Source organism: Paenibacillus sp. SRL342 (assembly GCF_984798905.1).
This window is the reverse complement of the sequence record NZ_OZ481790.1, coordinates 2,482,145-2,496,505: the sequence shown is the minus strand read 5'-3', so window position 1 is coordinate 2,496,505 and position 14,361 is coordinate 2,482,145. Positions and strand designations below refer to the sequence as shown.

At 46.2% G+C, this 14,361-nt stretch carries 15 protein-coding genes; all 15 read right to left on the bottom strand.

All coding sequences use genetic code 11. The features are described from left to right. Nucleotides 1-2: 2 nt before the first annotated feature. The gene (locus AC4E8D_RS11470; RefSeq protein ID WP_221824196.1) at nucleotides 3-374 is read right to left on the bottom strand and encodes a VOC family protein; all 372 of its coding nucleotides are present in this window, start codon (nucleotides 372-374) and stop codon (nucleotides 3-5) included. A 158-nt stretch (nucleotides 375-532) separates the two neighbouring features. Further along, nucleotides 533-1,369 (bottom strand): IS3 family transposase, encoded by an 837-nt coding sequence (locus AC4E8D_RS11465; protein WP_405132377.1) that lies wholly within the window; start codon nucleotides 1,367-1,369, stop codon nucleotides 533-535. Nucleotides 1,370-1,392: 23 nt separating this feature from the next. Next, the gene (locus AC4E8D_RS11460) at nucleotides 1,393-1,713 is read right to left on the bottom strand and encodes a transposase (protein WP_373865008.1); all 321 of its coding nucleotides are present in this window, start codon (nucleotides 1,711-1,713) and stop codon (nucleotides 1,393-1,395) included. A gap of 152 nt (nucleotides 1,714-1,865) precedes the next feature. Beyond that, complete coding sequence (trmD, locus tag AC4E8D_RS11455) at nucleotides 1,866-2,633, bottom strand: tRNA (guanosine(37)-N1)-methyltransferase TrmD (RefSeq protein ID WP_339184024.1); 768 nt, start codon at nucleotides 2,631-2,633, stop codon at nucleotides 1,866-1,868. 1 nt (nucleotide 2,634) lies between these two features. Beyond that, on the bottom strand, nucleotides 2,635-3,147 hold the full coding sequence (rimM, locus tag AC4E8D_RS11450) for a ribosome maturation factor RimM (RefSeq protein ID WP_091031941.1): 513 nt from the start codon (nucleotides 3,145-3,147) through the stop codon (nucleotides 2,635-2,637). 303 nt (nucleotides 3,148-3,450) lie between these two features. After that, nucleotides 3,451-3,681: a KH domain-containing protein gene (locus AC4E8D_RS11445; RefSeq protein ID WP_017689218.1), complete on the bottom strand. Its 231-nt coding sequence runs from the start codon at nucleotides 3,679-3,681 to the stop codon at nucleotides 3,451-3,453. Between the two features lie 23 nt (nucleotides 3,682-3,704). Continuing rightward, nucleotides 3,705-3,977, bottom strand: a complete 273-nt coding sequence (gene rpsP / locus AC4E8D_RS11440) for a 30S ribosomal protein S16 (protein ID WP_017689219.1) — start codon at nucleotides 3,975-3,977, stop codon at nucleotides 3,705-3,707. 53 nt (nucleotides 3,978-4,030) lie between these two features. Further along, a complete protein-coding gene (gene ffh / locus AC4E8D_RS11435) occupies nucleotides 4,031-5,407 on the bottom strand; it encodes a signal recognition particle protein (RefSeq protein ID WP_062833767.1) in 1,377 nt (458 codons plus the stop codon). Nucleotides 5,408-5,470: 63 nt separating this feature from the next. Next, on the bottom strand, nucleotides 5,471-5,821 hold the full coding sequence (locus tag AC4E8D_RS11430; protein ID WP_413409656.1) for a putative DNA-binding protein: 351 nt from the start codon (nucleotides 5,819-5,821) through the stop codon (nucleotides 5,471-5,473). Nucleotides 5,822-6,082: 261 nt separating this feature from the next. Continuing rightward, nucleotides 6,083-6,730, bottom strand: a complete 648-nt coding sequence (gene trhA, locus AC4E8D_RS11425; protein ID WP_221824199.1) for a PAQR family membrane homeostasis protein TrhA — start codon at nucleotides 6,728-6,730, stop codon at nucleotides 6,083-6,085. Nucleotides 6,731-6,876: 146 nt separating this feature from the next. Further along, nucleotides 6,877-7,890 carry a signal recognition particle-docking protein FtsY gene (gene ftsY, locus AC4E8D_RS11420; RefSeq protein WP_091031943.1) on the bottom strand — a complete coding sequence of 338 codons (1,014 nt, stop codon included), beginning with the start codon at nucleotides 7,888-7,890 and terminating at the stop codon, nucleotides 6,877-6,879. A gap of 108 nt (nucleotides 7,891-7,998) precedes the next feature. Further along, the gene (gene smc / locus AC4E8D_RS11415) at nucleotides 7,999-11,568 is read right to left on the bottom strand and encodes a chromosome segregation protein SMC (RefSeq protein ID WP_221824201.1); all 3,570 of its coding nucleotides are present in this window, start codon (nucleotides 11,566-11,568) and stop codon (nucleotides 7,999-8,001) included. A gap of 409 nt (nucleotides 11,569-11,977) precedes the next feature. Further along, nucleotides 11,978-12,682 carry a ribonuclease III gene (gene rnc / locus AC4E8D_RS11410; protein ID WP_036670338.1) on the bottom strand — a complete coding sequence of 235 codons (705 nt, stop codon included), beginning with the start codon at nucleotides 12,680-12,682 and terminating at the stop codon, nucleotides 11,978-11,980. Nucleotides 12,683-12,695: 13 nt separating this feature from the next. Next, entirely contained in the window at nucleotides 12,696-13,934 is a 1,239-nt protein-coding gene (gene fabF / locus AC4E8D_RS11405) for a beta-ketoacyl-ACP synthase II (protein WP_062833763.1), read from the bottom strand. Nucleotides 13,935-14,111: 177 nt separating this feature from the next. After that, nucleotides 14,112-14,345, bottom strand: coding sequence for an acyl carrier protein (acpP, locus tag AC4E8D_RS11400; protein ID WP_024630176.1), 234 nt, complete (start codon nucleotides 14,343-14,345; stop codon nucleotides 14,112-14,114). Nucleotides 14,346-14,361 lie beyond the last annotated feature (16 nt).

The window sequence follows — 14,361 nt, the reverse complement described above, 5'->3', positions numbered from 1 at the left end:
TTTTAAACCCACTCTAAAAACTCAAGGCGATTGCCAAAAGGATCATTTATATAGAAACGTCTTACACCTTCATCTGCCCTTGCTTCGTCATCGACAATATGAATTTGGTTATGAATGAGATGTTCACGCAACTGATCCAAATGTTGTACATGAAATGCCGGATGAGCTTTTGTGGCGGGAATAAAGTCTCTTTGTACTCCAATATGCACTTGGTGTCTGCCACACTCGAACCATACACCACCACGTTTTCTCAGAATTTCAGGTTTAGGAATCTCCGTCCAGCCCAGTACTTTATTGAAAAAATGACGCGCCTGCACTTCACAATCTTCTGGTGCTGCGAGCTGAATATGATCAAGACCAATAATATTGTACATTCATACACCGCCTTTCGTTTCACTTAATGAAACCTAGTTTCATTAATTATATTTTTATCTTATAGAATATACCAATAAAAATCCAGTATTCTTTTCAATGTACACAAAAAAAGCCAACCTGTGGTCTTACCCCTGTCAAGTAGACAGATGGAAAAAAGCTATGCTGCCAGTGCGCATCGATATTCAATCGGTGCGCGCTGTTTGAGTTTGGCTTGAAAACGTCGGTAGTTGTAATGGTACATATAATCTTCCACGGCTTGTCGAATCTCTGCTTCTGAATTACACTGGTTAAGGTACAGCTTCTCTGTCTTGAGATGCGAAAAGAAGGATTCGATGCATGCGTTATCCAGGCAGGTTGCTTTGCGAGAGTGGCTGCCCTTCACGCCGAATGCTTCTAATCGTGTGTTGTACGCCTGAGACGTGTATTGGAAGCCTTGATCCGAATGGAGCACGGCTTCCGAAACGTCTCTTTTTTGTGTCCATTGTTCCACCGTATCCAATACGAGCTGAACATCGTTCCGTTTAGATAATTGCCAAGCTACAATTTCGTTGTTGAACAAGTCTTGAATGACAGACAGATAAACGAATGTGTTTCCATCCGAAATATAAGTAATATCCGTCACCATTTTTTGCTGGGGGGCTGTGGCATGAAATTTGCGCTTCAGGCGATTCGGATAAATCACAGATGGCGTATAGCTGGACTTCTTCCGCTTCTTACGAATGACCGATTGGATCGATAGTTCCCGCATGATTCGCCATACTTTCTTGTGATTAACGTTCAGACCAGCCTCCCAGAGCGCCGTTGTCATGCGAGGATAACCAAACTCTCGGTTTGCAAAATGAATAGCCATCATGTGTTCTTTGATCTCACGATCACGGTCTTGTCTTGCGTCTCGCTGCGGCTGTGTTGCTCGCCATTTGTAATAACTGGAACGGGGTATTCCTGTAATCGATAATAGGCGTGTAATGCTATGCGAGCAGCGCAATTCGTCTATGATATCGTAGTTCTCCCGTTGGCTCAGCGCTTCTCCTTTACTAGATTTGGATACCGCTTTTTTAAATAATCCACCTGTGCTTGAAGGTAGTCACGTTCTTCTTCTACACTGCTAAAGGCAGTACGGGGACGTCCTTTCATTGGATTCGGAACATTGTTTTTTCGCTCATCGAACGCTTCCCCGTTTTTCCACTTTTTCACCCACACCTTCAGTTGTGAACAGTTTCGAATTCCTTCGCGTTCAGCTACCACTTTATAACTTGAAGACCCTTCGACATAGGATCTAACCGCATTCAATTTAAATTCTTCGGTATACGTCTGAAATGTTTGTCCTTTTTTTGCCATAAAAATATCCCCTCCAAGTGTCACTTGAACCCTCATGATAACATGAAGGCTTTTTCAAGTGTCTACTTAAAGGGGATAATACCACCTGTGGGTATCAAGGTTGGCCTTTTGCAACTCTGGATATTTAATATTTACGTGTTTAACGATTATACTTACTCTGTGCCATTTTCACGGTTTGAGCTTATCTTTTTCAGCCAAACTCGCTCTTTGTCCGTCAAATCCGCTGTTTCCAACATCTCCGGTCTGCGCTCCAGCGTACGAAGCAAAGATTGCTCTCTGCGCCACGCCTCAATGTTCAGGTGATGTCCTGACAACAGCATGTCCGGTACTTTCATGCCTCTAAACTCGGGTGGACGTGTGTAATGTGGGTATTCCAAAAGTCCAGTGCTGAAGGAATCCGTCACGGCACTTGTCTCATTGCCAAGCACACCGGGTATAAGACGTACGATGCTGTCGATCGCAACCATAGCAGGTAACTCCCCACCCGTGAGTACGTAATCACCAATGGATAGTTCATCCGTCACGAGAAATTCGCGGATGCGCTCATCGTAACCTTCATAATGTCCACATATAAAAATCAGATGATCTTCCTGCACAAGTTCTTCTGCTTTCTTCTGTGTAAACGTCTCACCTTGCGGACACATTAGAATGATACGTGGAGGTTTCATCGATGCCGCAGCTTCTCCGCGTTGCTCCAGAACATCTTCTACAGCAGCAAAGATCGGATCTGGTTTTAGCACCATGCCTCCACCTCCACCATAAGGGGCATCATCTACTGTATTATGTTTATTGGTCGCATAATTACGGAAGTTGGTTGCACCGAGGGACACCAGCCCCTTCGTTTGGGCTTTACCCAAAATGCTTGCTCCAAATACACCGTCAAACATCTCCGGGAATAGCGTTAATACATCCACTTTCATGTTACAGCAGCCCTTCCATCAGGTGAATCTTCACTTGCTTCTGTTCGATGTCCACATCAAGCACTACATCATCAATAACGGGAATCAGCACTTCTTTACCTGCTGGCGTTTTGACAACCCATACATCATTGGCACCCGGAGTCAAAATTTCAGAGATGGTTCCAAGCGTTTCACCCTCTTCGGTGATGACCGAACACCCAACGATTTGATGGAAGTAGTATTCACCTTCGTCCAGCTCAGCCAGGTTCTCTTTTAACACTTTGGCCATGCCGCCTTTAAACTTTTCTACTTCATTAATATTGCCGTACTCTTTCAGACGAAGAATATACATATTTTTATGCAAACGTGAAGACTCCACGTTAACCATGACTGGATGATTATCTGGTGTAAAGAAAAACAACTCTGCATTTTTCGCGAAACGCACTTCCGGGAAATCGGTTAAAGGCATGATTCTCACCTCACCGCGAATTCCATGCGTATTAACGATTTTACCTACATTCATAAACTCTGCCATACGTTCCTCCTACGAAATTAAATCAAACTAAACAGCTACCTCGACTCTCGTACGGTCGTTCCGGCGACGGTTCGTTCTTTCGATCGCTGTTACCCCCTCATTTTTTGAACTTACTTTAAAAGGTGAAAATGAGGTGATAAAGGCGAACGCTAACGCTTCTCCAGAATCGATCCCGTCCCCTGCACTGCTCCGAAGTCACTCATACCCAAAAATATTTTAATTCAATATCTAATCCAAACGTATTAAGTTCAGCATGCACGAAAAGGGGCTAGGACATGCATCCTAACCCCCTTTCGTATATCTTTAAGATATGATATCAACGGTAACCCGTTTATCCATCTTAACTGCTGCTGATGTGACGACCGTACGAAGTGATTTCGCGATTCGTCCCTGTTTACCAATTACCTTCCCGACATCGTCAGGATGAACGGTTAACTCATAAACGACAAGCCGGTCTTTCTCAACCGTCCGAACCGTCACATCTTCCGGATGATCGACTAAAGCCTTAGCAATTATGCTTACTAATTCTTCCATAGATGACCCTCCGAATCAGCACTTTATTTAGATAATTTAGACTCGTGGAACTTCTTCATCACGCCCGCTTTGCTAAGCAAGTTGCGGACAGTGTCAGATGCTTGTGCACCGTTTTGAAGCCATGCCAATGCTTTATCTTCATCGATCTTAACAACAGCCGGTTGTTCAACCGGGTTGTAGTAACCGATCTCCTCGATAAAACGACCGTCACGTGGGGAACGGGAATCCGATACCACTACGCGGTAGAAAGGAGCTTTGTGAGCACCCATACGTTTCAGACGAATACGAACTGCCATTTGAAAATTCACCTCCTTCAATGAAATCTGTATATGATCCAGCTTCGCTTAAATCAACGGAAAGGAAACTTCATTCCTTTACCCATACCTTTAAGCTGCTTCATCGCTTTATTTTTACCGCCTTTAGGTCCCATCATATCCGAGAACTGTTTCATCATGCGGCGCATCTCATCAAACTGTTTGATCAGACGATTTACTTCAGCCAGAGATGTTCCGCTTCCGGTAGCAATACGCTTCCGGCGGCTATGGTTGATCATGTCCGGGTTGCGTTTCTCCTCGGTCGTCATTGAGTAAACGATCGCTTCGATCCGGCCCATCTGTTTATCATCAACCTTCAGATCCTTGGCTTGTTTCATCTTGCCCATGCCGGGGATCATATCCATGATCTGATCGATTGGTCCCAGCTTTTTCACTTGATCCATCTGCTCCAGGAAATCTTCAAACGTGAATTCTGCATTACGCATCTTCCGTTCCATTTCCTTGGCTTTATCGGTATCAATGTTTAATTGTGCTTTCTCAATCAGAGATAACATATCACCCATACCGAGGATCCGTGAAGCCATACGTTCCGGGTGGAACGGCTCCAAGGCGTCAAGTTTCTCTCCAAGGGAAGCAAACTTGATTGGACAACCCGTAACTGCTTTGACGGAAAGTGCAGCACCACCACGAGTATCGCCATCCAGCTTCGTCAGGACAACCCCGGTCAGATTAAGCTGCTGGTTAAAGTGTTCTGCTACGTTAACCGCATCCTGACCTGTCATGCTGTCTACGACAAGCAGTACTTCATCCGGATTCACTACGCTGTGAATCTGGCGAAGTTCTTCCATCAGTTCTTCATCAACATGCAGACGTCCAGCTGTATCGATAATGACATAGTCATTACCGTTATCTTTGGCATGTTGGAGACCTTGACGTGCGATCTCAACAGGGCTTGTCTGATCTCCCAGTGTGAATACCGGCGCTTTGATCTGCTCGCCAAGTACTTGCAACTGTTTGATAGCTGCCGGACGATAAATATCGCCTGCAACAAGTAATGGTCTGCTGTTTTGCTTTTGCAGCATTTTAGCCAGTTTACCCGATGTGGTTGTTTTACCAGCACCCTGCAAACCAACCATCATCAGCACCGTAGGCGGTTTGTTCGCTTTAGCCAGTTTCGCTTGGCTTCCACCCATCAAATCCGTTAGTTCCTTGTTAACGATGTCGATGATGACCATTCCTGGCGTGAAGCTCTCCATCACTTCTTTGCCAACAGCCTTCTCTTTCACCTTGGCGATGAATTCCTTGACCACTTTGAAGTTTACATCCGCTTCGAGCAATGCCAGACGTACCTCGCGCATAGCCTCGGCTACGTCTTCATCAGACACCTTGCCTTTGCCGCGCAGCTTGCTGAACACATTCTGTAATCGGGTCGTTAATCCTTCAAATGCCATGATCCCACCTCCTTAAGCTTTAATACTGTTTTCAAGACCGATACGTTCCGCTCAGCCAACTTTTCATTCACTAAGCTGAGCAACGATATCGTGTATTTGTTTGTTGTTATCAATGGAGACGCCTGCGCGTTCCAATGCATTTTTCAAATCTTCAAGATTGCGATTACGCCGTTCATGCTTTTCCAGCAAGCCCAGCTTGCTTTCGTAATTTTCCAGCACTTGTTCGGCACGCTTGATATGCTCGTATACCGCCTGGCGGCTGATCTCAAACTCGGCTGCAATTTCACCAAGTGAGAAATCGTCATGAAAGTAATACTTTAGAAAAGTCTGCTGTTTCTCGGTAAGTAACAATTCATAAAAAGCAAACAGCAAGTTAATCCGGTTTGTCTTCTCAAGCCGATTTTCTTGACTCACATCGGGGCACTCCCTTCGTCAAGGAAAAACACTTTACACTCTTGCAACGTTCCTAATAATACCTAAAACAAATCAGGTTGTCAAGCAAAAATACTTGTCACAATAAAAACAGCTCTGATGATATGTTATTTCGATGTTTAACAGGTGGTTTATGCCCTTTTTCACAACTAGCAAATTCAATCTGTATCTCTGCAATCCACCTCTATTTAGAAGAAAAAACGAATGCGTCTCAGTCCTGGAGATGCATCCGTTTATGGTGTTCTAACGAAGAGGTGTCAGGTACAGCAGTACCATAAAGAAATGAAGAATACTGCCTGCTAGCACAAAGAGATGCCAAATCGCATGGTGGTACGGAAATCCACGCCATACATAAAAGAGCGTACCCAGTGTATACATCAGGCCTCCAGCAACCAGCAGCACAATGCCGCCTGTAGGAATGGCAGCCATAAGCGGTTGCCAGGCAATAACGATGAGCCAGCCCATCGCAATATAGAAAATCGTGGACATGAATAGAAACCTTTTCGTAAAAAATGCCTTAAAGATCACGCCGAATAATGCGATTCCCCAGATTATACCGAACAGGGTCCATCCAAGTGTACCGCGAACAGCAATAAACAAAAGCGGAGTATATGATCCGGCAATAAACAAATATATGGAAGAATGGTCGAAAATCTCAAATAAATCTTTCACTTTTCCATCTTTCCATGCATGCACGAGTGTAGAGCTTGTATAGAGCAGCAGCATGGTGATCCCGTAGATCGTGAAACTGACCACATGCCAGGCCGTGCCTTTCATACTTGAAAATACAATCAATATCACCAGTGCAGCTACACTGAGTGCAGCGCCGATTCCATGTGTCACCGCATTGGCGACTTCTTCACGGCGAGAATAGGTATACGTATTGGCCATTTTCAACCGTCCTTTCTAACCCTTTAACATTGCCTTCTTTATACCTCCATTATACACGTATTGCCAGTGACATTACACGTGACACTTATCACGTATATCACTGGCAATACGGTTAACATTATTAATTCAAACTATTATTAATGATTCTAGGAATTAGCTTCCTCTTCTTCAGCACTTTCCGCTGGCTGTTCCTGAATCAATCCGGCGAACAAAGCATGCACAAATTGCTCCGAATCAAACGGCTGCAGATCATCAATTTTCTCACCCAGTCCTACGAGCTTCACAGGCAAGTCCAGCTCCTGACGGATCGCAACAACGATCCCGCCTTTGGCTGTTCCATCCAGTTTCGTCAATACGAGGCCAGTTACACCGCTTTTCTCACCGAAAAGTTTAGCCTGATTTAAAGCATTTTGACCTGTTGTTGCATCCAGTACCATCAGTACTTCATGCGGAGCATCCGGAATCTCACGCTGAATGACACGATAGATCTTGTTAAGCTCGTCCATCAGGTTGGATTTGTTTTGCAGACGACCTGCTGTATCACAGAGCAGAACATCCGCACCCCGTTGTTTCGCTGCTTGTACCGCATCATACATAACCGCTGCTGGATCAGAACCAGATTGCTGTTTGATCACATCGACACCAGCACGTTGTCCCCATACTTCCAGCTGTTCAATAGCTCCTGCACGGAACGTATCTCCAGCAGCCATGATGACTTTTTTACCTTGTTGTTTAAATCGATGTGCCAGCTTGCCAATCGTTGTTGTTTTACCAACACCGTTAACACCAACGAACAAAATGACGGTAATGCCATCCGGGTTCATTTTCAATTCGTTATTCTGTTCACCGCGAAGAAGATCCGTCAGTTTCTCGGACAATACAGGCTGCAGCTCAGCCGCGTCCTCAATTTTGCGTTTTTTCACCTCAACGCGCAGGTCTTCGATCAGATTCATGACTGTATTCACACCAACGTCTGCTCCGATCAAAATCTCTTCCAGTTCTTCATAGAACTCTTCATCGATTTTTTTGCGGCGGATTACGAGATCCGACACTTTTTCCACTAACCCTTTACGTGTCTTTTCCAATCCATCCTTGAACTGTTTGGTGACCGACTCCGTTTTGCTTGCAATGCTGTCTCTCAGCTTTTTAAAAAAACTCATAAAGCCCCTCCATCGTGTCCATAATCTAAGCGCTTTTGCAAAAATGCTCAATCTGAATGATTTTCAATGATTACAATGAGTTCATTTGTCTCGCAGGTTTGGATCAGATCAGGCAATTACTGCTTCCTCATCTTCCAGTTTAACCGAAACAAGCTTGGATACTCCGCCCTCTTCCATTGTAACACCGTACAGCACATCTGCCTCTTCCATCGTACCTTTACGATGGGTAACAACGATAAACTGTGTCTGTTCGGAGAATTCACGCAAGTACTGGGCAAAACGTACGACGTTAGCTTCGTCCAGTGCTGCTTCTACTTCATCCAGCACGCAGAATGGTACAGGTTTGACATGCAGAATGGCAAATAATAAAGCCATCGCCGTCAAAGCCCGCTCCCCACCGGATAACAGTTGCAGGTTTTGCAGTTTCTTGCCTGGTGGCTGAGCCACAATATCTATTCCCGTTTCAAGCAAGCGCTCCGGGTCCATCAGAACAAGGTCAGCACGTCCCCCGCCAAACAGCTTGCTAAACACGGTACCAAACTCACGGCGGATGGCATCAAACGTGATCTTGAATCGCTTCGCCATCTCGTCTTCCATTTCCCGAATAACCTGATACAACGTTGTTTTAGCTTCCACCAGGTCATTCTTCTGTTCACTCAGGAACTCGTATCGCTCATTGACTCGCTGGAACTCCTCAATCGCTCCCAGGTTCACATCACCCAGGGCCGATATACTACGCTTCAGCTTCTGTACCTCTGCCTGTGTATGCTCCACGTCTTCCGGCACAGGATAACGCTCTTTGGCCAGTTCATAGCCCAGTTCGTATTCATCCGTCAGTTTTCGAAGTATATTTTCCAGCTCAACATCCAGCCGGTTCACGGAAATTTCCGTCTGTCGCATCTGCTCTTCCACAGCTTTTAACTGCGTGCGCTGTTCCTTCGTTTCGCTCTCGGCAAGCTCAAGCTTCTTCGACAACTCACTTCGGGCAGCACGTTTGAAGTCCAGCTCCTGGGAAGCTTCCGCTTTTTTCAGCTTGTACTGGTTCAGATCTTCAATCTGCTTAACACTCTCGGTCTGTGTTTTCTTGAGATCTGCTTCCATCGAAGCCAGCAACGTGCGATTCTGACGAAGATCTTTCACCAACGACTCCACTTCCCGCTCCAAACGTCGCAATTGTTCTCCATTGGAGAATCGCTCCTGATCAAGCTTGCCTTCGCGCACTTTCAATTCGGTGAGTTGGCTCTGCAATTCTTCCTTCGCGGATTCATTGGCTTTCCGAGCAAACTCAGCTGCATGAATGGCACGATGGGTCGCTTTTTCTTCCTCTTCAAGCTGCTCCAGCTTCTTCACAGCGACGATACGAGCCGTATCCAGCTCTTTGATCTCTTCGGTGAAGCCGCTCTTCTCCTGCCCGGCAACGGCAACCTGTTCAAGCACATGGCGAAGCTCATGCTCTACCTGCTTCATTTCCATCGAAGCCTGCTGTTCTGCATTTCGGGTATCGTCACCGGACTGACGAAGTTCATCCAGTTTGTCCTGACACTGCTCCAGTTGAACTTTTACATCATCCACACTGCGATGCAGTTTCACGATCTGATTTTCGGTATCCAAAATATCCTGGTCGAGCTGGTCCAGCTGCCGTTTCCGACTGAGCAGACTCACATTTTTCTTGTGCTGGCTACCACCCGTCATGGAACCACCGGCATTGACCACGTCACCTTCAAGGGTCACGACACGGAAACGATACTGGCAACGAGCCGCAATTTTATTGGCAACCTCCAGCGTTTCGGCAATAATAACATTACCGAGCAAGCTGCCAATGATCGAAGCGTACTTGGATTCGAATTGTACAAGATCAGCACCGATCCCCACAAAACCCTCCATACCTTCGATCATGGAACGTTCAGCCGCTCCAATGGCACGAGGACGAATGACATCCAGAGGCAGGAACGTTGCACGCCCCAACTGGCGTTGCTTCAGGAAAGCGATTGCCTGTCTGGAAACTGATTCATTTTCCATGACCACATGCTGCAAGGATGCTCCCATTGCAGTCTCTACGGCAAGTTCGATCTTCTCGGGAACTTTAACAAGTTCAGCCACAGCTCCATGAACACCATTGAGCGTACCTTTACGTGAAGCCTTCAGGACCTCCTTGACACCCAGCATGAATCCGTCAAAATCATCCTGCATCTCTTTCATCGTATCGCGGCGGGAGACTTGAGCTTCACGCTTCTGTTCCCATTTACGGACCGTGCCTCGACTTTCTTCGAGCAGCTTCTGCAACGACTGAAGTCGTTCACTTTCCGTAATGTAACCACCACGCAGATCACTGATTTCTTTGCCCAAACGAACAACTTTTTTCTCAATGTCCGCTTTGCGACTTTCCAGTGTCTCTTTCTGATCTTCCCATTTGCCTGATTCTTCAGCCGCGCGATTCATCCTGCGCTCCAGCGTTTCTTTCTGCTGATCCACATAACGAATTTCATTGCGTGTCTGAGCCATCTGATTCATCAGTTCCAGCAAATTGCCTTTGAGGCTTTCCTCTTGCTGTTGACTAATGCCACCTGTAACACCGATGAGTTTGGCTTCTTCCTGAGACAACTGATTTCTCACATCATTCAGTTCATGCTCAAGCTTGCCAAACTTCTCACGCAGTGCAAGCAGCTCCGTTTCCCGTTCGCGATGTCTCTCTTCACTGGCGGCAAGCGTTACTTTGAGCTGCTCCTGATTCGTTTGCAGATGGTGTGAGCGCTCCTTGAGCAATTCCCCAAGCCCTTCACTTTTCTCAGTCGCTTCACTGAATTGCAATAAAGCGGCTTGCAGTTGCTCTGTCTCTGTTTCCAGGATACGCAGCGCATTCCGATCATTTTCCAGCTTGGCATCATGCGTAGAGACAATCGCTGCCAGTCCAACCTCTTCCTGCTTCAGGGATTGCAGTCGCTCATTCGCCTTACTCCAGGACGCATGGATCTGTTCGATCTGGTACACATACATGGAAATTTCCTGTGATTTGAGCTGTGAACGAAGTTCCTTATAATGGATCGCTTTCTCCGATTGTTCCTTTAGCGGTCCAATCTGATCTTCCAGTTCAGTCACCAGATCATGAATCCGCAGCAAATTCTGCTCTGTCTCATCCAGTTTGCGCGTCGCATCCCGCTTGCGGGATTTATATTTAACGATACCTGAAGCTTCTTCAAAGATGCCTCTGCGATCCTCTGAACGGGTACTCAGAATCTCTTCGATTCGCCCCTGTCCAATAATCGAGTAGGCTTCCTTACCGATGCCGGTATCCATAAACAACTCCGTAATATCCTTCAAACGACAAGATTGCTTGTTAATAAAATATTCACTATCTCCGCTGCGATGTACACGACGAGTCACCGTCACTTCACCAAAATCCAATGCAAGTGCGTGATCCTCGTTATCAAGTGTTAGCGACACCTCACCGAAATTAACGGCCTTCCGTGCGTCACTGCCTGCAAAGATGATATCTTCCATCTTGCCACCACGCAGCGACTTGGCACTCTGTTCCCCCAGAACCCAACGGATTCCGTCCGATATATTACTCTTGCCACTTCCGTTCGGACCTACAACAGCCGTAATGCCACGAACGAATTCCATCTCCGTTTTGTCGGCGAATGACTTGAATCCACCCAATTCAATCCGTTTTAAAAACATAGGGTTTCTCGTCACCTCCTCTTGCAAATTTCAAGTATTGCATTCAAGCGCTAAATAAATTGAACAATTGTCATTACACATGATCACTCCAATTGCAGTACCATCCTCCGATCGCTCTTATCCCCAGATTTTCTTGATTCCCTTATCCAAGGGAAAAATCCGTTGATAAATGCAGAGCATATGCTTCCGATGTAGCTTTCTTTCAGAAAGCTTTTAGCTTCGCTTCTTCAGATTGGTTCTGCACTCTTCGTTTTGTGTAAAATAAGATTCAACTTATGAGTTAACGATCAGGCAAACTCCCCCTGAACCTCTTTACAAAAAAAAGAGCAAAAAGCAGTCCGGCCGATTACTTCCGCCGGGGCGGACCCGCGGGCTGCTCTTTGCTCTTCGTTTGTCTATGCGCTATCGGTTAAGCTCCGGCTTCCGGAAGCTTCAGTCGATCAAGTGCTGCAGATGCAGCCTGTTGTTCCGCTTCCTTTTTGGAACGTCCTGTACCTCTGCCAAGCCGTTCTTGACCCATATGGACCTCCGAGACAAACTCACGTTCATGGGCAGGTCCCCGTTCCTCAACGATACGGTATTCCAAAGCTCCCATATTGTGATGCTGAGTAAGTTCCTGCAGTTCCGTTTTGTAATCACTCATTTGCAGCTTGCTGCCCAATACGATTAATGGGAAGACATGCTGGTCGAGAAATGTCCGGACAGGCGCAAGCCCCTGATCCAGATACAATGCACCAATGAAAGATTCAAACACATCTGCCAGCAGAGCCGGCCGTGTCCGTCCTCCAGTTAGTTCCTCACCTTTACCAAGAAGTACATACTGCCCAAAACCCAACGCTTCAGCAAATTTGACGAGGGAAGGCTCACAGACAATGGATGCCCGCAGCTTAGTTAATTCACCTTCCGGACGGTTAGGATACAAATGATACAAGTACTCCGATACAGTCAGTTCCAGCACGGCATCGCCCAGAAACTCCAGACGCTCGTTGTCCTGATGCTGACTGAACCGGTGTTCGTTTACATAAGAAGCATGGGTAAACGCTTGTTTTAAAAGCTGCCTGTTGTCAAATTTGATTTGAAGTTTATGTTGTAACTGCTTCAGATCTTCACTCAAACGAACTAGCCCCTTATGCTTCAAATTTTTTGAGAATAATGGTGGCATTGTGACCGCCGAATCCAAATGAATTGGACATGGCAATATTAACTTTGGTTTGACGTGGAACATTTGGTACATAATCCAGATCACATTCTGGGTCCTGATTTTCCAGGTTAATCGTTGGAGCCAGTGTCTGATGTGTCAGTGACAATCCGCAGATGACCGCTTCTACACCACCAGCAGCGCCAAGCATGTGGCCCGTCATGGATTTAGTGGAACTCACGGCGAGCTTGTACGCATGATCACCAAACGCCTTTTTGATTGCAAGCGTTTCGGATCTGTCGCCTACAGGCGTCGAAGTTCCGTGTGCATTAATGTAGTCTACTTCTTCAGGCTCAATACCCGCATTACGAAGTGCCATCTTCATGCAACGTGCTGCTCCGTCCGGATCTGGTTCTGTCATGTGATGTGCATCACCTGTCAGACCGTAACCGATCACTTCACCATAAATGCGTGCACCACGTTTTTGAGCATGCTCCAGGGATTCCAGAATCAGAACACCAGCGCCTTCGCCCATAACAAAACCATCACGTTCTGTATCAAAAGGACGACTTGACTTCGCAGGATCATCATTACGTGTAGACATTGCGCGCATCGCACAGAACCCTGCAAGACCCGTTGGTCTGATTGTTGCTTCCGCACCACCACAGATCATGGCATCTGCATCACCATTCGCAATCAGCTTGAAGGAATCTCCGATGGAGTGTGTACCTGTTGCACAAGCAGTAACAACATTAATGTTAGGACCTTTGGCACCAAGAGAAATGGACATTTGGCCTGAAGCCATGTTGGAGATCATCATGGGAATAAAGAATGGGCTTACCCGTTTTGGACCTTTTTGCAACAATGCGTTATGTTGGTCCTCCCACGTACCCAATCCACCAATACCTGATCCGATGGATACACCGAATCGCTCTGCATCAATATTCTCGTTAATTTTCAGACCACTGTCTTCAACGGCTTTGAAGCCGGCTGCCACAGCGAACTGTACAAAACGGTCCATTTTGCGAGCATCCTTGCGATCCATATATTCTTCCGGGTTGAAATCCTTGATCTCGGCTGCAATCTGTGTCGTGTATTCACTAACATCAAACGCCTCAATCTGAGAAATTCCGGACTTTCCTGCCATTAAACTGCCCCAGAACGTTTCCAAATCTTTTCCGAGCGATGTCATTACGCCCATTCCGGTAATTACTACTCTTTGTTTCAAACCGAGTCACCTCTATATCGACTGCATTACGCAAGTATTTTGTGGGAATATCCGCAAACAGGCATCTATTCAACCAAGATAGGCCTGTTTGAGTAGAGCTGCTTGCGGAATGAGAAAAACCAATGAATGATGAGAAGTCCCGCCTGTTCGAAAACATGTGCGGGACTAAAAATGACTTTAGGTATGAGATTGTATGTAGTTTACAACTTCACCTACGGTCGTGATTTTTTCTGCATCTTCATCAGAGATTTCCAAATCAAATTCATCTTCCAATTCCATGACCAATTCCACTACATCCAAAGAATCAGCACCCAAATCTTCTTTGAAAGATGCTTCAAGTGTAACTTCAGCTTCGTCTGCGCCCAAGCGGTCGACGACGATGCGTTTTACACGCTCCAATACATCGGACATCCGGTTCACCTCCTTC